Annotated in this window: 16 protein-coding genes; 15 read left to right on the top strand and 1 reads right to left on the bottom strand. The window is 74.9% G+C overall.

Annotated features, from left to right (window positions below; all coding sequences use genetic code 11):
• The first annotated feature begins 18 nt into the window (after nt 1-18).
• From ACSBPG_RS28760 to pcaF, 12 genes are all read left to right on the top strand, one after another.
• Nucleotides 19-768 carry an SDR family oxidoreductase gene (locus tag ACSBPG_RS28760; protein WP_435540685.1) on the top strand — a complete coding sequence of 250 codons (750 nt, stop codon included), beginning with the start codon at nt 19-21 and terminating at the stop codon, nt 766-768.
• Complete coding sequence (locus ACSBPG_RS28755; RefSeq protein WP_435540684.1) at nt 768-1,592, top strand: alpha/beta fold hydrolase; 825 nt, start codon at nt 768-770, stop codon at nt 1,590-1,592. The genes ACSBPG_RS28760 and ACSBPG_RS28755 overlap by 1 nt, the downstream gene beginning before the upstream one ends.
• Entirely contained in the window at nt 1,589-3,310 is a 1,722-nt protein-coding gene (locus ACSBPG_RS28750; RefSeq protein WP_435540683.1) for a thiamine pyrophosphate-binding protein, read from the top strand. The genes ACSBPG_RS28755 and ACSBPG_RS28750 overlap by 4 nt, the downstream gene beginning before the upstream one ends.
• Nucleotides 3,307-4,113, top strand: coding sequence for an aspartate dehydrogenase (locus tag ACSBPG_RS28745; RefSeq protein ID WP_435540682.1), 807 nt, complete (start codon nt 3,307-3,309; stop codon nt 4,111-4,113). The genes ACSBPG_RS28750 and ACSBPG_RS28745 overlap by 4 nt, the downstream gene beginning before the upstream one ends.
• Before the next feature lie 56 nt (nt 4,114-4,169).
• Complete coding sequence (locus ACSBPG_RS28740) at nt 4,170-5,642, top strand: aldehyde dehydrogenase (protein WP_435540681.1); 1,473 nt, start codon at nt 4,170-4,172, stop codon at nt 5,640-5,642.
• A 375-nt stretch (nt 5,643-6,017) separates the two neighbouring features.
• The gene (locus ACSBPG_RS28735; protein WP_435540680.1) at nt 6,018-6,365 is read left to right on the top strand and encodes a HigA family addiction module antitoxin; all 348 of its coding nucleotides are present in this window, start codon (nt 6,018-6,020) and stop codon (nt 6,363-6,365) included.
• A gap of 62 nt (nt 6,366-6,427) precedes the next feature.
• Nucleotides 6,428-6,904, top strand: coding sequence for an acyl-CoA thioesterase (locus ACSBPG_RS28730; RefSeq protein ID WP_435540679.1), 477 nt, complete (start codon nt 6,428-6,430; stop codon nt 6,902-6,904).
• An 89-nt stretch (nt 6,905-6,993) separates the two neighbouring features.
• Nucleotides 6,994-7,929, top strand: a complete 936-nt coding sequence (locus ACSBPG_RS28725; protein ID WP_435540678.1) for a shikimate kinase — start codon at nt 6,994-6,996, stop codon at nt 7,927-7,929.
• A 125-nt stretch (nt 7,930-8,054) separates the two neighbouring features.
• Nucleotides 8,055-8,831 (top strand): enoyl-CoA hydratase-related protein, encoded by a 777-nt coding sequence (locus tag ACSBPG_RS28720; RefSeq protein ID WP_435540677.1) that lies wholly within the window; start codon nt 8,055-8,057, stop codon nt 8,829-8,831.
• A gap of 3 nt (nt 8,832-8,834) precedes the next feature.
• On the top strand, nt 8,835-9,623 hold the full coding sequence (gene paaG, locus ACSBPG_RS28715; protein ID WP_435540676.1) for a 2-(1,2-epoxy-1,2-dihydrophenyl)acetyl-CoA isomerase PaaG: 789 nt from the start codon (nt 8,835-8,837) through the stop codon (nt 9,621-9,623).
• A 1-nt stretch (nt 9,624) separates the two neighbouring features.
• Nucleotides 9,625-11,148, top strand: a complete 1,524-nt coding sequence (gene paaH, locus ACSBPG_RS28710; protein ID WP_435540675.1) for a 3-hydroxyacyl-CoA dehydrogenase PaaH — start codon at nt 9,625-9,627, stop codon at nt 11,146-11,148.
• 52 nt (nt 11,149-11,200) lie between these two features.
• Nucleotides 11,201-12,406, top strand: a complete 1,206-nt coding sequence (gene pcaF, locus ACSBPG_RS28705; RefSeq protein WP_435540674.1) for a 3-oxoadipyl-CoA thiolase — start codon at nt 11,201-11,203, stop codon at nt 12,404-12,406.
• Between the two features lie 9 nt (nt 12,407-12,415).
• On the opposite strand, the gene ACSBPG_RS28700 is transcribed toward pcaF, so the two are convergent.
• Nucleotides 12,416-13,351, bottom strand: a complete 936-nt coding sequence (locus ACSBPG_RS28700) for a LysR substrate-binding domain-containing protein (protein WP_435540673.1) — start codon at nt 13,349-13,351, stop codon at nt 12,416-12,418.
• Nucleotides 13,352-13,484: 133 nt separating this feature from the next.
• On the opposite strand from ACSBPG_RS28700, the gene ACSBPG_RS28695 reads away from it, so the two are divergent.
• The 3 genes from ACSBPG_RS28695 to ACSBPG_RS28685 are packed head-to-tail and all read left to right on the top strand — an operon-like array spanning nt 13,485 to nt 17,058.
• A complete protein-coding gene (locus ACSBPG_RS28695) occupies nt 13,485-14,342 on the top strand; it encodes a fumarylacetoacetate hydrolase family protein (protein WP_435540672.1) in 858 nt (285 codons plus the stop codon).
• A gap of 30 nt (nt 14,343-14,372) precedes the next feature.
• Nucleotides 14,373-15,332: a VOC family protein gene (locus ACSBPG_RS28690; RefSeq protein WP_435540671.1), complete on the top strand. Its 960-nt coding sequence runs from the start codon at nt 14,373-14,375 to the stop codon at nt 15,330-15,332.
• A gap of 19 nt (nt 15,333-15,351) precedes the next feature.
• Complete coding sequence (locus ACSBPG_RS28685) at nt 15,352-17,058, top strand: FAD-dependent oxidoreductase (protein ID WP_435540670.1); 1,707 nt, start codon at nt 15,352-15,354, stop codon at nt 17,056-17,058.
• Nucleotides 17,059-17,113 lie beyond the last annotated feature (55 nt).

Genomic DNA, 17,113 nt, shown 5'->3' with positions numbered 1-17,113 from the left:
GACGAAGGAGGCACGGACATGGGTGCGCTCGACGGCAAGACCATCGTCGTCACCGGCGCCGGCCGCGGCCTCGGCCGTGCCTTCGCCGAGGCGTGCTGCGCGGCCGGCGCCCGCGTCATCGTCGGCGAGCTGCGCGACGATCTCGCCGCCGCCGCCGTCGCCGACCTGACGGCGCAGGGATTCGCCGCCGAGGCGCTGCCGCTGGATGTCGGCGAGCCCGACAGCGTCGACGCCTTCGCCGCCGCCGTGCGGGAACGGGCGGGGCGGATCGACGGCCTGGTCAACAACGCCGCCATCGCCACCGGCATCGGCGGCAAGACCTTCGACGAGATCGACGTCGACACCTTCGACCGGGTGCTGCGGGTCAACGTCCGCGGCGTCTGGCTGGTGGTGAAGGCGCTGGTGCCGCTGATGGACCGCGGCGGCGGCATCGTCAATCTCGCCTCCGACACCGCGCTGTGGGGGGCGCCGCGCCTGCTGCACTACGTCGCCAGCAAGGGGGCGGTGATCTCGATGACCCGCTCGCTGGCCCGCGAGCTCGGGACCAAGGGCATCTGGGTCAACGCGCTCGCGGTCGGCCTCACCAAGGTGGAGGCGACGGAGTACGTGCCGGCGGAACGCCACGCCCTCTATGAGAACGGGCGGGCCATCACCCGGGCGCAGGTCCCGGGCGACGTCGTCGGCTCCGCCGTCTTCCTGCTGTCGGACGCGGCGTCCTTCGTCACCGGCCAGACCTTGCCGGTGAACGGCGGCTTCGTGTTCACCTGATGACGGCCCCCGTGCGCAGCGCCGCCGCGCCGCGGCGCCACCTCGCCATCGGCGGCCGGACGCTGTCGTGGATCGAGGCGGGGCAGGGAGCGCCGCTGGTCCTGCTGCACGGCATCGGCTCCAACGCCGGGTCCTGGCAGCCCCTGCTGCCGCTCCTGGCGCACCGGCGGGTGATCGCCTGGGACGCCCCGGGCTACGGCGGCTCCGACCCGCTGGCGCAGGAACGGCCGGGGCCGGCCGACTACGCCGACGCGCTGGACGCCCTCCTGGGGGCGCTGGACGTGGCGGGCGCCGTCGTGCTCGGCCATTCGCTGGGCGCTATGGTAGCGGCGGCGCTGGCCGACCGTCACCCGCGGCGGGCGGCCGCCCTGGTGCTGGCCGATCCGGCGCCGGGCCACGGGCTGCCGCCCGACGCCCCCTGGCCGGCCGCCGTCGCCGACCGCCTCGGCGATCTGCGCGCGCTGGGGCCGGAGGTCTTCGCCGAGCGGCGGGCCGGCCGCCTGTGCGCCCCCGGCGCGGCGCCCGCGGCGGTGGCGGCGGTGCGCCGCGCCATGGCCGAGGTGCGGCCGGCGGGCTACGCCGGCGCCTGTTCGCTGCTCGCCCGCGGCGCCCTGGCGGCGGCGGTGGCGGGGTTGCGGCTGCCCGGCCTCGTCACCTGCGGCGCCCTCGACGCGGTGGTGCCGCCGGAAACGGCGCGCCGCGTCGCCGCCGCCTTCCCGGGGGCGACGTACGCCGAGATCCCCGGGGTCGGGCACGCCGGCTACGCCGAGGACCCCGCCGCCTACGCCGCCCCCGTGCTGTCCTTCCTGGAGACGGTCCGATGACCCTGTCCGAGCCCACCCTCACCACGGAGCCCGCGATGCCCAAGGACCTCGCCCCGCACGCGACGGGGAACGCCACCGCCGCCGTCGGCGACCTGGTCGTCGCGATGCTGGAGGCGGCCGGCGTGGCGACGGCGTTCGGCGTCATCAGCCTGCACAACATGCCGATCCTCGACGCCATCGGCCGGCGCGGGGCGATCCGCTTCGTCACGGCGCGCGGCGAGGCGGGGGCGGTCAACATGGCCGACGCCGCCGCCCGCGTCTCGGGACACCTGACCCTGGCCGTCACCAGCACCGGCACCGGGGCGGGCAACGGCGTCGGCGCGCTGGTCGAGGCGATGACCGCCGGCACGCCGATGATCCACCTCACCGGCCAGATCGACAGTCCCTACCTGGACCGCGGCTGGGGCTTCATCCACGAGGCGGCGGACCAGCCGGGCACGCTCGCCGCCGCGTCCAAGGCGTTCTTCCGCGTGACCCGGGCGGACGAGGCGGTGCCGGTGATGCGCGCGGCGATCCGCGCCGCGCTCGCCGCCCCCACCGGGCCGGTCAGCGTGGAGATCCCGATCGACGTGCAGAAGGCCATGGCGGCGGTGCCGGAGTCCCTGGCGGTGACGCCGCCCGACCCGGTGCGGCCGGCGCCCGCCGACGTCGCCTGGCTGGCGGTGCGGCTGCTCGCCAGCCGGCGGCCGCTGCTGTGGGTCGGCGGCGGCGCCCGCCATGCCGGAGCGGCGGTGCGGCGGCTGGCCGACCTCGGCGTCGGCGTGCTCTCCAGCGTCAGCGGCCGCGGCATCCTGCCGGAGGACCATGCCATGAGCCTCGCCGCCTACACCGCGGCGCCGGCGGTGGCCGAGCTCTACGGGCGCGCCGACCTGATGCTGGTCGCCGGCACCCACCTGCGCAGCAACGAGACCCGCACCTACGGGCTGCGCCTGCCGAGCCCGCTGCTGCGCGTCGACGTCGATCCGCGGGCGGACGGCCGCGGCTATCCCGGCGACGGCTTCGTGCAGGGCGACGCCGCGCTGGTGCTCGACGTCCTCGCCGACGCGCTGGAGGACGGCTGGCGCGCCGCGGCGGACTGGCCGGACGCCGTGGCCGCGGCGCGCGCCGCGGCGGAGGCCGATCTGGTGCGCCAGATGGGCCCCTACGCGGCGCTGCGCGACGCCGTCGCCGCGGCCGTCGACGGCGGTGCGCTGTGGGTGCGCGACATCACGCTGTCCAACTCCATCTGGGGCAACCGCTCGCCGGTGCTGCGCGCGCCGGGGCAGGCGGTGCACGCCGCCGGCGGCGGCATCGGCCAGGGCCTGCCCCATGCCATCGGCGCCGCCGTCGCGTCCGGGCGCCGGACCGTCGCCATCACCGGCGACGGCGCCCTGCAGCTCTGCCTGGGCGAGCTCGGCACCCTGGTCGAGGAGGCGGCCGACGTCACCCTGATCGTCATGAACGACGGCGGCTACGGCGTCATCCGCAACATCCAGGACGCGGCCTACGGGGCGCGGCGCATGTACACCGACCTGCGCAACCCCGACTTCGCCCGGATCGCCGCCGCCTACGATCTGCCCTACGCCCGCGTCGACAGCGCCGCCGCCTTCGCCGACGTCGTCGGCGCCGCGGTCCGCGGCGGGGGGCCGCGGATGGTCGAGGTCGACATGGCCGCCGTCGGCGCCTTCGGCATCCGGTTCGCCGGTCCGCCGGTCACCGTGCGGGGGGCTGAGCCATGACCCGCATCGCCCTGATCGGCTACGGCGCCATCGGCCGCGCCGTCGCCCGGCACCTTCGGGCGGCCGGCCGCGCCGACTCCCTGGTCGGCGTCCTCGTCTCGCCGGCGCGCGCGGCGGCGCTGCGCGCCGAGGGGGGGGCCGGGGAGATGGACGCGGTCGACCGCCTCGACGATCTGCTGGCGCGCCGCCCCGACGTCGTCGCCGAGGTGGCGGGGCAGGGCGCCGTCGCCGAGCACGGGCCGGCGGTGCTGGCGGCCGGCTGCGACCTGCTGGTCATCTCGGTCGGCGCGCTGGCCGACCCGGCGCTCCATGGCCGGCTGACGGAGGCGGCGCGGGCGGCGGGGCGGCGCGTCCTGCTGCCGGCCGGCGCCGTCGGCGGCATCGACGCCATCGCCGCCATGCGGGTGTCCGGGCTGGCCCGGGTCACCTACCGCTCGCGCAAGCCGCCGGCGGCCTGGAAGGGCTCCCCGGCCGAGGCGGCGGCCGATCTCGACCGGCTGGAGGAGCCGCTGACCTTCTACCGCGGCAGCGCCGCCGAGGCCGCCCTGCGCTACCCGAAGAACGCCAACGTGGCGGCGACGGTGGCGCTGGCCGGGCTCGGCTTCGCCGACACGGCGGTGGAGCTGGTGGCCGACCCGGCCGCCCCCGGCAACGTGCACGAGATCGAGGCCGAGGGCGCCAGCGGGCGCATCGCCATCCGCCTCGAAGGGCGGCCGGACCCGGACAACCCGAAGACCTCCATGCTGACCGCGCTCAGCGTCGCGCGGTCGCTCCTCAACCTCGACGCCGTCATCGCCATTTGACCGGCGCCATTCGACGGGCGCCGTCTGAACCATCCTCATCGGACCGGGAGGCCACCATGGGCAAGCCGATCTTCATCGCCGGCCGCTGGCGCGAGGGGCGGGGCGAGACCATCGCCTCCCACTTCCCGGCCGACGGCAGCCTCAACGCCGAGGTGGCGGGCGCCTCGGCCGAGGACGTGGCCGAGGCGGTGGAGGCCGGCCGCCGGGCCATGGACGACCCGGCCTGGCGCGACCTGCGGCCGCACGAGCGGGCGCGCCACCTCTCCGCCATCGCCGCCGGCATCGAGCGCCGGGCCGAGGAGATCGCCCGGGTGCAGACCCGCGACACCGGCAAGACCCTGGCCGAGACGCGCGCCCTGGTGGCGAGCGCCGCCGGCACCTTCCGCTACATGGCGGCGGCGCTGGAGACGCTGGAGGAGGAGCTGACGCCGCCGCGCGGCGACTGCCTGACCATGAGCCTGCACGAGCCGATCGGCGTCGTCGGCGCCATCACGCCGTGGAACTCGCCGATCGCCAGCGACGCCCAGAAGGTGGCGCCGGCGCTGGCCGCCGGCAACGCGGTGGTGCTGAAGCCGGCGGCCTGGTCGCCGCTGGTCTGCCTGGAGCTGGCCCGCGTGATCGAGGAGGCGGGGCTGCCGGCCGGCCTGTTCTCGGCGCTGCCCGGCTCCGGCGCGGTGGCCGGCGACGCGCTGGTGCGCCACCCGCTGGTGGCCAAGGTCTCGTTCACCGGCGGCACCGCGACCGGGCGCGGCATCGCCCACGCCGCCGCCGACAAGCTGATGCCGGTGTCCCTGGAGCTGGGCGGCAAGTCGCCCAACATCGTCTTCGCCGACGCCGACCTCGACGCCGCGGTGGCCGGCGCCCTCTACGGCATCTTCAGCTCCAGCGGCCAGTCCTGCATCGCTGGCTCGCGCCTGTTCGTCGAGCGGCCGGTCTACGACGCCTTCGTCGAGCGGCTGGTGGCGGGCGCCCGGCGCCTGCGGGTCGGCCATCCCGAGCGGCCGGGCACCCAGGTGGCGCCGCTGATCCATCCGCGCCACCGCGACGGCGTCGAGGCGTACGTCCGCCTGGCGGTGGAGGAGGGTGGCGAGGTCCTGGCCGGCGGCACCCGGCCGGAGGGGGCGGAGTACGCGGCCGGCTGCTATCTCCTCCCCACGGTGATTGCCGGCCTGTCCAACCGTGCGCGCGTCTGCCAGGAGGAGATCTTCGGGCCAGTCGTGGTCGTGCTGCCCTTCGACGACGAGGACGCCCTGATCGCCGAGGCCAACGACAGCGTCTATGGTCTCGCCGCCGGCATCTGGTCGGCCGACTACCGCCGCATCTGGCGGGTCGCGCGCCGCCTGCGCACCGGCACCGTGTGGATCAACACCTACAAGCAGTTCAGCATTTCCACGCCGTTCGGCGGTGTGAAGGAGAGCGGCCTCGGCCGCGAGAAGGGCCGCCAGGGCATCCGCGCCTACATGAACCAGAAGAGCCTGTACTGGAGCCTCGCCGAAGCGCCACTCCCCTGGGCCGGCGGCGCGGCGTGACGTACGGTCCCCGCCGCGCCAAGCGGAGTGGTGTTGGTCACGACACGTTTGCCCCCACCCCTCCCTCCCCTGCGAAGCGGGGGAGGGAGGGGAGCCGCGGCGAAGCCGTGGGGAGGGTGGGGGCAATCGTGGCGAATCCGGGCAAAGCTGCTTAGGACACGGGGCGGACGCCGCAGGACGGCTGCCCCCGCGGGTCGTCGCCGCAGCCGCCTGCGACGGCAATCGTGTCGGCCAATACAGCATCAGGATCAATGCCCAGTGGCGGGTGTGTTTCCGCTGGGCCGCGATCGGGGAAGCCTGCGCCAACGTTGACGTGTTGGTGCTTCCGGGTGAAGCCTACGATGTCGAGATCACCGATGATCATTGAGGCCGGTCATGACTTGCCCCGCGATCGACAGTCTTCCGGCGATCCATCCGGGTGAAATCCTGCGCGACGACCTGGAGGCGCTGGAGATGAGCGCCCGCCGTTTCGCCGAGCACATCGGCGTTCCGCCGAACGCGGTGACGGAGATCCCGAACGGCCAACGACGGATCACCGCTCCCATGGCGCTCCGCCTGGCGAAGGCGTTCGGGACCGCTCCCGGCTACTGGACCAACCTGCAGAGCCTCTACGAAACGAAGAACGCACGCGCCGAGCTGGGCGACGCCCTCGACGCGATCAAGCCGTTGCCGCACGTCGGCCGGGCCGCGTGGCGTCTCCATTCATGCGCTATACAGCAGTGATCTGTTGTGCGCGTCGCGATCATGCATCATAATGCATGCATTCTGCCGGCGGAGACGAACCCATGTCGCGAGCGATCGAGGTGCCGGAGGCGCCGTTTCCCGCCCCCTACGTGCACCGCCGCAAGGTGCGGTTCGGGCACACCGACGCCGCGCGCATCGCCTACACGGTTCGCCTCTTCGACTACGCCATCGAGGCGATCGAGGGCTGGTTCGACGAGGTGCTGGCCAACGGCTGGTACCATCTCAACACGGCGTGCAACGTCGGCAGCCCCTTCGTCCACGCCGAGCTGGACATGACGGCGCCCCTGGTGCCCGGCGACACCGTCGAGACCACCGTGCTGGTGGAGGACACCGGCCGCTCCACCGTGCGCTTCCGCGTGCAGGGGCGGCGCGGCGACGGGGTGGCGGCGTTCGCCGGGGTGTGGGTCTGCTCCTTCGTCGACACCGAGGCGATGCGCGCCATCGCCATCCCCGAGCCGCTGGCGCGCCGCATCGCCGACTACCGCTCCCGCTGCCGGACGATGGAGGCGGCGGACTGATGGTGCGACAAACGGCCGCGGGGACGGCGCGGGCCGCGACGGCATAGGGTCCGCCCGTCCGGGACCCGTCCAGGAAAGCGCAGGGAACGATGAGCGACACACGCCACACCGCCGCCCGCCTCGCCCCCCGTCCCGGCGGCCCCGCCATCCGGCCCCTGTCGCAGGCGACGCCGCTCGAGGCGGTGTGGGACGGCAGCCTGCCGCCGTGCCGGCCGCTGCCGCAGGCGCGGCCGGCCGCGGCCCCCGAGGTCCCCGTTGGGACCGACGACCGCCCCTCCTTCCTCGAGGCGCTGGGCGAACGGGTGCGGGCCGCGCGGGTCGGCCAGGGCATGACGCGCAAGGCGCTGGCGCTGCGCTCCGGCGTCTCCGAGCGCCACCTCGCCCAGTTGGAGACCGGCCACGGCAACATCTCCGTCCTGCTGCTGCGCGCGGTGGCGCAGGCCACCGGCGTCGCCCTGGACGCGCTGCTGCGCGACGGCGGCCCGGCGTCGCCGGCCGGGCGCGGCGTGGCGCTGCTCGGCACGACGGGAGCCGGGCGGAGGACGCTCGGCCGCCGCCTCGCCGAACGTCTGGACCTGCCCCTGGTCGTCGTCGACGAGGAGATCGGGCGGGACGTCGGGCTGGCCGCCGCCGACCTCCTCGCCCTGTGCGGCCCTCCCGCCTTCGCCGCGGCGGAGCGGCGCTGTATCGACGACCTCCTGGCCCGCCATGGCGCGGCGGTGATCGTGCTCAGCGGGCTGGCCGCCGCCGATCCCGCCGCGATCGACCGGTTGCGGCGCCACGGCGCCACCGTGTGGGTGCGGGCTTCGGTCGAGGAGCACGTCCGCCGCACGCTGCCGCGGCCCGGCGACGGCGGGCTGCGCCGCGCCTTCGCCGGCGGGGTCGCCGACTCCCTGGCCCGCCGTGCGCCCCTCGACTCCCTGGCCGATCTGACCGTCGACACCACCGGCCGCGACGTCGAGGACTGCCTGGCCGAGCTGGTGGCGGGTCTCGGCCGTCTGGAGACGCACCGCGCCGCGTCGTGACCGCCGGACATGCTATATAATGCATAATCCGGCTTGACAGCCGCGCGCGTGCTGCATGATTGTTCATGTCATGGCGGGTATGCCGGGCCCCGGCGACGCCGATCCCCGACAACGACCGACGGGCCATGACGAGCGACATCCTGCTGACGGACACGCCGCACCCCCATGTGCTGCGCCTCACCCTGAACCGGCCGCACGCGCGCAACGCGCTGGCGACGCCGCTGCTGCGGGCCGTCGCCGAGGCGCTGACGGACGCCGCGGCGGACGACGCGGTGCGCGCGGTCGTCGTGACCGGCGGCGAGCGGGTCTTCGCCGCCGGCGCCGACATCGGCGAGCTGGCGGCGCACAGCGCGGTCAGCGTGCTGGCCGACGAGCGGCCGCGCCACTGGACCGCCATCCGCCGCTTCCCCAAGCCGCTGATCGCCGCCGTCAACGGCTACGCGCTGGGCGGCGGCTGCGAGCTCGCCATGCACGCCGACATCATCGTCGCCGGCGACACCGCCCAGTTCGGCCAGCCCGAGATCAACCTCGGCCTGATCCCCGGTGCCGGCGGCACGCAGCGGCTGACCCACGCGGTCGGCAAGGCGCTCGCCATGCGGATGGTGCTCACCGGCCAGCCCATCGACGCCCAGGCGGCGCTGGCGGCCGGCCTGGTCGCCGAGGTGACGCCGGCCGAGCTGTCCATCGAGCGGGCGGTGGCGCTGGCCGCGCGCATCGCCGATAAGCCGCCGGTCGCCGTGCGGCTTGCCAAGCAGGCGGTGCTGGCGAGCTTCGAGCCGGGGCTGGAGCAGGGCCTGGCCCACGAGCGCCAGGCCTTCGCCCTGCTGTTCGCCACCGAGGACATGCGCGAGGGCGTGACCGCCTTCCTCGACAAGCGCACGCCAAGCTTCCGGGGACGCTGAGCCATGGCCGAGACCATCCTTCTCGACGTCGCCGACGGCGTCGCCCAGGTGACCCTCAACCGTCCCGACAAGCTCAACGCCTTCACCGCGGCGATGCACGCCGAGCTGCGCGAGGCGCTGGCGGCGGTGCGCAAGGACCGCACCGTGCGCTGCCTGCTGCTGACCGGGACCGGCCGCGGCTTCTGCACCGGCCAGGACCTCGCCGCCCGCGTGGCGCCGCCGGACGGGGCGCCGCCGGACCTCGGCGAGTCGCTGGAGACCAACTACAACCCGCTGGTGCGCACCCTGCGCACCCTGGAGGTGCCGGTGGTGTGCGCGGTCAACGGCGTCGCCGCCGGGGCCGGGGCCAACCTGGCGCTGGCCTGCGACATCGTCCTGGCGGCGCGCTCCGCCCGCTTCGTGCAGTCCTTCTCCCGGGTCGGGCTGATTCCCGACAGCGGCGGCACCTGGACCCTGCCGCGTCTGGTCGGCCACGCCCGCGCCATGGCGCTGGTGATGCTGGGCGAGCCCGTCCCGGCGGAGCAGGCCGAGGCCTGGGGCATGATCTGGAAGGCGGTCGACGACGAGCGGCTGATGGCGGAGGCGACGGACGTCGCCCGGCGCCTCGCCGCGGCGCCCACCCGCGGCTTGGCGCTCGCCAAGAAGGCGCTGCAGGCGTCCTCCACCAACACGCTCGACCGCCAGCTCGAGCTGGAGCGCGATTGCCAGCGCCTCGCCGGGCGGACGGCGGACTACCGGGAGGGCGTCACCGCCTTCCTGGAGAAGCGGCAACCCAGGTTCGAGGGACGGTGAGATGGCGGCGTTGGAGCGGACGGCGAGCGTGGCGGTGATCGGCTGCGGCGCCATGGGGCAGGGGATCGCCCAGGTGGCGGCCCAGGGCGGCCATCCCGTGCTGCTGCACGACGCGCGGCCCGGCGCCGCGGCGGCGGCGCGCGACGCCATCGCCGCGGCGCTCGGCCGGCTGGTGGAGAAGGGGCGCATGGCGGCGGCGGAACGCGACGCGGTGGTCGCCCGCCTCGTCCCGGTGTCCGGCACGGCCGACCTGGCGCCGGCCTCCCTGCTGATCGAGGCGGTGGTCGAGGACCTGGACGTCAAGCGGCGCCTGTTCGCCGAGCTGGAGGAGCGGGTGGCCGCCGACGCCATCCTGGCGACCAACACCTCGTCGCTGTCGATCACCGCCCTGGCGGCCGGGCTGGCGCGGCCGGAGCGCTGCGCCGGGCTGCACTTCTTCAACCCCGCACCGCTGATGGCGCTGGTGGAGGTGGTGAGCGGCCTGCAGACCGATCCCGCGGTCGCCGCGACGCTCCACCACACCGCCGCCGCCTGGGGCAAGAGCCCGGTGCACGCCCGCTCCACGCCCGGCTTCATCGTCAACCGCGTGGCCCGTCCCTTCTACGCCGAGGGGCTGCGCCTGCTGCAGGAGCGGGCCGCCGACCCGGCCACCATCGACGCCGTCGCCCGCGAGTGCGGCGGCTTCCGCATGGGGCCGTTCGAGCTGATGGACCTGATCGGCCACGACGTGAACTTCGCCGTCACCGGCTCGGTCTGGCGGTCCTACTTCCACGACCCGCGCTTCCTGCCCTCGCTGGTCCAGCAGGAGCTGGTGGAGGCCGGCCGGCTCGGCCGCAAGAGCGGGCGGGGCTTCTACGAGTACGCCGCCGGCGCCGAGCGGCCGCCGCCGGCCACCGCGGCCGCCGCCCCGGCGCCGGCGCGGGTGGTGGCGGAGGGCGATTTCGGGCCGGCCGCCGCCCTGGTGGAGCGCCTGCGCGCCGCCGGCGTCGCCGTGGAGGAGCGGCCGGCCACGGGCGAGGGGCGGCTGCGGCTGGACGGCGTGCGCCTCGCCCTCACCGACGGCCGCACGGCGACGGAACGCGCCGCCGCCGAGGGCGGCGGGCCGCTGGTCCTGTTCGACCTGGCGCTGGACTACGCCGCCGCCGGCCGCATCGCGCTCGCTCCGGCGGACGGCGCGGGGGAGGCGGTGACGGCCACCGCTGCCGGGCTGTTCCAGGCCCTGGGCATGGCGGTGTCGGTGATCGACGACGCACCGGGCCTGGTGGTCATGCGCACCGTCGCCACCCTGGCCAACGAGGCCGCCGACGCGGTGCTGCAGGGCGTCGCCTCGGCCGCCGACGTCGACGTGGCGATGACCAAGGGCGTCAACTACCCGCTGGGGCCCGTCGCCTGGGCGCGGCGGATCGGCCTGGCGCGGGTGCTCGGCGTGCTGGAGGCGCTGCAGCGCACCTACGGCGAGGACCGCTACCGCCCGTCGGCCCTGCTGCGCCGCGCCGTCGCCGGCGGGCCGGCGTCGGCCCTCTGAACCTCTTCGTTCATCCTTGCGAGGGAGCGGCCGCACCCGGGCCGACACGACCATGCGCGACGCCTTCATCTGCGACGCCGTTCGCACCCCCTTCGGCCGCTACGGCGGCGCGCTCGCCGCGGTGCGCGCCGACGACCTCGCCGCCGTGCCCATCGCCGCGCTGATGGAGCGCAACCCGTCGGTGGAGTGGGCGGCGGTCGACGACGTGGTGCTCGGCTGCGCCAACCAGGCCGGCGAGGACAACCGCAACGTCGCCCGCATGGCGGCATTGCTGGCCGGGCTGCCGGTCGCGGTGCCCGGAGCCACCGTGAACCGCCTGTGCGGGTCCGGCATGGACGCGGTGGGCGTCGCCGCCCGCGCGATCCGCGCCGGCGAGTGCGAGCTGATGATCGCCGGCGGTGTCGAGAGCATGAGCCGCGCCCCCTTCGTCATGGGCAAGGCGGAGACGGCCTTCTCCCGTTCCGCCGAGATCTTCGACACCACCATCGGCTGGCGCTTCGTCAACCCGCGCCTCAAGGCCCTGCACGGCACCGATTCCATGCCGGAGACGGCCGAGACCGTGGCCGCCGACTTTGCCATCGCCCGCGCCGACCAGGACGCCTTCGCTTGGCGCTCGCAGCGGCGGGCCGGCGCCGCCCTGGTGTCGGGCCGGCTGGCCAAGGAGATCGTTCCGGTGACCATCCCCTCGCGCAAGGGCCCGCCGGTGGCGGTGGCGGTCGACGAGCACCCGCGGCCCGACGCGACCCTCGACGCGCTGGCCCGCCTGAAGGGCGTGGTGCGGCCCGACGGCACGGTGACCGCCGGCAACGCCTCCGGCGTCAACGACGGCGCCTGCGCGCTGATCGTCGCCTCGGCCGACGCGGTGGCGCGGCACGGGCTGACGCCGCGCGCCCGCGTGCTGGCCACCGCCACCGCCGGCGTGCCGCCGCGGATCATGGGGATCGGCCCGGCGCCGGCGTCGCGCAAGGCGCTGGACAAGGCCGGCCTCACCCTCGCCCAAATGGACGTGATCGAGTTCAACGAGGCCTTCGCCGCGCAGGCCCTGGCGGTGCTGCGCGACCTCGGGCTGGCCGACGACGCGGAGCACGTGAACCCCAACGGCGGCGCCATCGCGCTCGGCCACCCGCTGGGCGCCAGCGGCGCCCGGCTGGTGACCACCGCCGTCCAGGAGCTGCACGAGCGCGGCGGCCGCTACGCGCTGTGCGCCATGTGCATCGGCGTCGGCCAGGGCATCGCCATGGTGGTCGAGCGGGTGTGAGGGCCGGCGTCAACCGGCGGCCCGGCGCCGTGCCGCCGCGGCGTCCGCCGGAGCCGCGGCGGGAACGACGCGCCGGCAGCACTCGGCGAGCCATTCCGCCGCCGGCGTCAGGGTGAAGCCGGCGCGGCGGATCATCACGATGTCCGGCGCCGGCAGGGTCTCGCGCACGGGGATGCGGCACAGCGTGCCGGTGGTCAGGGCGAAGTCGGTGAACTGCACGGGCAGCATGCCCAGCGCGTCGGAATAGGCGATCGCCAGGATCATGCTCAGCGCCGACTGGGTCTGGGTCGCCAGGCGCGGCGGCGGCAGCCCGCGCTCCTGGAACAGCACCTGCAGCTCCTCCGCCGCCCGGTGGGTGATGGAGGTCGTCACCCACTCCGCCCCCACCAGATCGGCCAGCGAGGTCGCGGCGGCGAGCGGATGGCCGACGCGCGCCATGACGATCCGCGTGTTCTGGAACAGCAGCTCGGCCACCAGGTCGGACGGCATGCCGCGCTCCGGCTGCGGGCCGATGTAGAAGTCGACCGTGCCGTCCCTGAGCCCCGCCTCCAGGGTCGGGAAGAACCCCTCGATGAGGTGGAGCCGCACGTCGGGGTAGCGCCCGCGGAAGCGGGCCAGCGCAGTCGGCAGCATCGCCATGTGCGCGGCCACGGAAAGCCCGGCCACCACCGATCCCGCCGCCAGGCCGCGGAGCTGCTCCGCCTCCTCGCGGGCGCGCCGGACGTCGCTCAGGATCGCCCGGGCGCGGCGCACGAAGGCCTCTCCCGCCGGTGTCAGCGCCATGCCGCGGGCACGGCGCTCGAACAGGGGCGCGCCCAGCTCGTGCTCCAGCTCGTGCACGCTGCGGGTCAGCGCCGGCTGGGCCAGCCCGAGATGGCGCGCCGCCGCCCGGAGGCTGCCGTGCTCGGCGATGGCGGTGATGTCGCGGAGCTGGTTGAGCTTCATGGCGCAACCCTAGCCCGATAACAAATCGGTATCAATCGGATCAAACTGGCAGCTTCCGGTCATCAATTCGGCGGCTAGACTGCGCATCCGACCAATTGTTGGCCGCATGAGCGGATGCCGAGGAGAAGGGACCATGAGACTTGCCGCCTATCGCGATTCCGCCGGGACGGGGCTCGCCGTCAGCGCCGACGGACGCGCGTTCCGCGGTCTGCGTGACACGCATCCGGACTTTCCCGGTGATGCCGGGGCGTTGGCCGCCCTGGACGACGGCGCGTTCCGCGCCGCCTGCGAGGTCCTGCTCGGCGGCGAGCCGGTCGACCTCGACGCCGTGACCCTGCTGCCGCCGATCGCCGATCCGGCCAAGATCGTCTGCGTCGGCCTCAACTACGCCGACCACTCCGCGGAGAGCGGTTTCCAGCAGCCCGACTATCCCGCCCTGTTCGCCCGCTTCGCCTCGTCCCTGGTCGGCCACGGCGAGGCCCTGGTGCGCCCGGCGGTGTCCGAACAGCTGGACTACGAGGGCGAACTGGTGGTGGTGATCGGCAAGGGCGGCCGGGGCATCCGGCGCGAGGACGCGCTGGCGCACGTGTTCGGCTACTCGATCTTCAACGACGCCTCGGTGCGCGACTACCAGTTGAAGACGACGCAGTGGACGATGGGCAAGAACTTCGACGGCACCGGCGCCTTCGGGCCGGTCATCGTCACCGCCGACGAGCTGCCGCCGGGCGCCCGCGGCCTGACCCTGGAAACCCGCCTCAACGGCACGGTCGTGCAGAGCGCGTCGACGGACTCCCTGGTGTTCGACGTGGCCGAACTGATCGCCATCATCAGCGAGGGGATCACGCTGGCGCCGGGCGACCTCATCGTCACCGGGACGCCGAGCGGCGTCGGGCTGGCGCGCAAGCCGCCCCTGTGGATGAAGCCCGGCGACGTCTGCGAGGTGGCCGTCCAGGGCATCGGCGTCCTGCGCAACCCGATCGCCGCGGGGTGAGCGGATGCCATCGACGAAGGGGAGGACGCGATGACCCAGCTCCGCAGCCGTGTGCTGCCGACGCGCCGGCCGGGCGAGCTCGGCGTGCATTCCATCGACGGTTTCCACCTGGTCGTTCCCGACCTGGCCGACGCGCAGCGCTTCTACGGCGCCTTCGGCCTCGACGTCCGGGAGGGGAGGGGCGGCCTCGACCTGCACACCTTCGACCACCCGCACCGCTGGGGCACGGTCGCCGAGGGGCCGCGCAAGCGGTTCTCCCACATCTCCTTCGGCGTCTTCGCCGACGAGTTCGCCGCCTTCAAGCGGCACCTGGAGATCCTCGGCGTGGCGCTGGTCGACCCGCCGCCCGGCTGCGAGAGCGACGGCCTGTGGCTGCGCAACCCGGACGGCCTGCTGATGGAGGTCCGGGCGGCGGAGAAGTCCTCGCCCTCGGAGAAGTCGCGCTTCGATCCGGCCAGCGCCCCGCCGGGAGCGCAGGGCTCGCACTCCCGCTCGGCGTCGCAGCCGGTGCGGCCGCGCCGGCTGGCCCACATCCTCCTGTTCACCGCCGACATCGACGCGGCGATCGGCTTCTACACGCGCGTCCTCGGCCTGCGGCTGTCGGACCGCTCCGGCGACCTCGTCGCCTTCCTGCACGGCATCCACGGCTCCGACCACCACATGGTGGCGCTGGCGAAATCCACCGGTCCCGGCCTGCACCACCTGAGCTGGGACGTCGGCTCGGTCCACGACGTCGGGCTGGGGGCGATGCTGATGGCCGAGCGGGGCTTCTCCCAGGGCTGGGGCCTCGGGCGGCACGTGCTCGGCTCCAACTACTTCCACTACGTCCGGGATCCCTGGGGCAGCTACGCCGAGTATTCGGCGGACATCGACTTCGTTCCCGCCCATTGCGACTGGCAGGCGACCGACCACCCGGTGGAGGACTCCTTCTACGTCTGGGGTCCGCCGCCGCCGCCCGACTTCACCGTCAACCACGAAGCGGCGGCGTGACCCGATGACCCGAGGCGCCATGACCATGGAAACCACCGGGGTGCTCATCGTCGGCGGCGGGCCCTGCGGACTCATGCTCGCCAACGAGCTCGGCCGGCGCGGGGTCGCGACGATCCTGGTCGACCAGAAGCCCTCCACCGCCTTCAACCCGCAGGCGAACGCCACCCAGGCGCGCACCATGGAGCATTTCCGCCGGCTGGGCTTCGCCGACGAGATCCGCGCCCAGGGGCTGCCGCCGGACCATCCCACCGACGTCGCCTACTTCACCCGCTACGCCAGCCACGAGCTGGCCCGCTTCCCGCTGCCCGGCTCGCGCGAGGCGGCGCGGCAGATCCGGCGCGGCGACCGTCCCTGGAGTGCCGCCGAGCCGGCCCACCGCGTGTCGCAGAAGTTCGTCGAGGCGGTGCTGCGGCGCCACGCCGAGGCGCAACCCTCGGTCTCGGTGCGTTACGGCTGGCGGCTGTGCGGCTTCCGCGACACCGGGGCCGGCGTCGAGGCGGAGGTGCTGCCCGAGGCCACCGGCGAGCCGCGCCTGATCCGCGCCCTCTACCTCGTCGGCGCCGACGGGCCGCGCAGCCTGGTGCGGCGCGAGCTGGGTGTCGCCTACGAGGGGGAGGGCAGCGCCGACCGCGACTTCATGGGCGGCAGCATGCTGGCCCTCTACCTGCGCGCCCCGGCCTTCTACGAGGCCTGCCCCCACCCGCGGGCGTGGCAGTACTGGGCCTTCAACCCGCAGCGGCGCGCGGTGATGGGGGCGGTGGACGGGCGCGGCGAGTTCGCCTTCCACACCCAGCTCCGCCCCGGCGAGACGGCGGAGGCCATGGCCGACGCCGACGCGGTGGCGCTGTTCACCCAGGCGATGGGCGTGTCGATCCCGGTCGAGGTGCTCTCCCGCGACGCCTGGATCGCCGGGCGCACCCTGGTGGCCGACCGCTTCCAGCGCGGCCGGGTGTTCCTCGGCGGCGACGCCGTGCACCTGTTCACACCGACCGGCGGCATGGGCTACAACACGGCGATCGAGGACGCGGTCAACCTCGGCTGGAAGCTCGCCAGCGTCATCGCCGGGCGGTCGCCGCCGGAGCTCCTCGACACCTACGAGCTGGAGCGCCGGCCGGTGGCTCAGCGCAACACGGGCTTCGCCCGCCGCTTCGCCGAATCCATCGGCCTCTACCGCCCCAGCCCGGCCATCGAGGCCGAGGGGGAGGCGGGCGAGGCCGCCCGCCGGCGCGCCGGCGCCTATCTCGACGCCCACGCGCGGGCCGAGTTCGACATCCCCGGCTTCACGCTGGGAGCGCGCTACGACGGCTCGCCGATCATCGCCGGGGACGACTCCCCGCGGCCGCCCGACGCGCCCACGGTCTACGTCCCGACGGGCAAGCCGGGCGGCCGGGCCCCGCATGTCTGGCTGGGCGAGAACCGCTCCCTCTACGACCTCTTCGGCTTCGAATGGACGCTGCTGCGCCTCGGCGCCCGCCGGCTCGCCTCCGACGCCGCCTCCGACGCCGACATCGCGGCGTACGCCGCGGCGGCCGAGCGCGCCGGCGTGGCGCTGACGGTGGTCGACTGCGACGATGCCGAGGCCCACGACCTCTACGAGACCGACCTCGCGCTGATCCGCCCCGACCAGGTGGTCGCCTGGCGGCGCACGGGGCGGGACGACCGGACGCCGGAGGACGTGCTCGCCACCGTCACGGGACGGGCGCCGGCGCCGCCGGCGGACCGCTGAACGCGCGGCCGGCCGGCTCACAGGGACCTCAAAACAAAGCAAGACAGGGATGGGA

The sequence above is a fragment of the Azospirillum sp. ST 5-10 genome (genome assembly GCF_051225715.1).
Lineage (GTDB): Bacteria > Pseudomonadota > Alphaproteobacteria > Azospirillales > Azospirillaceae > Azospirillum.
This window is presented reverse-complemented; position numbering and strand designations above follow the sequence as displayed.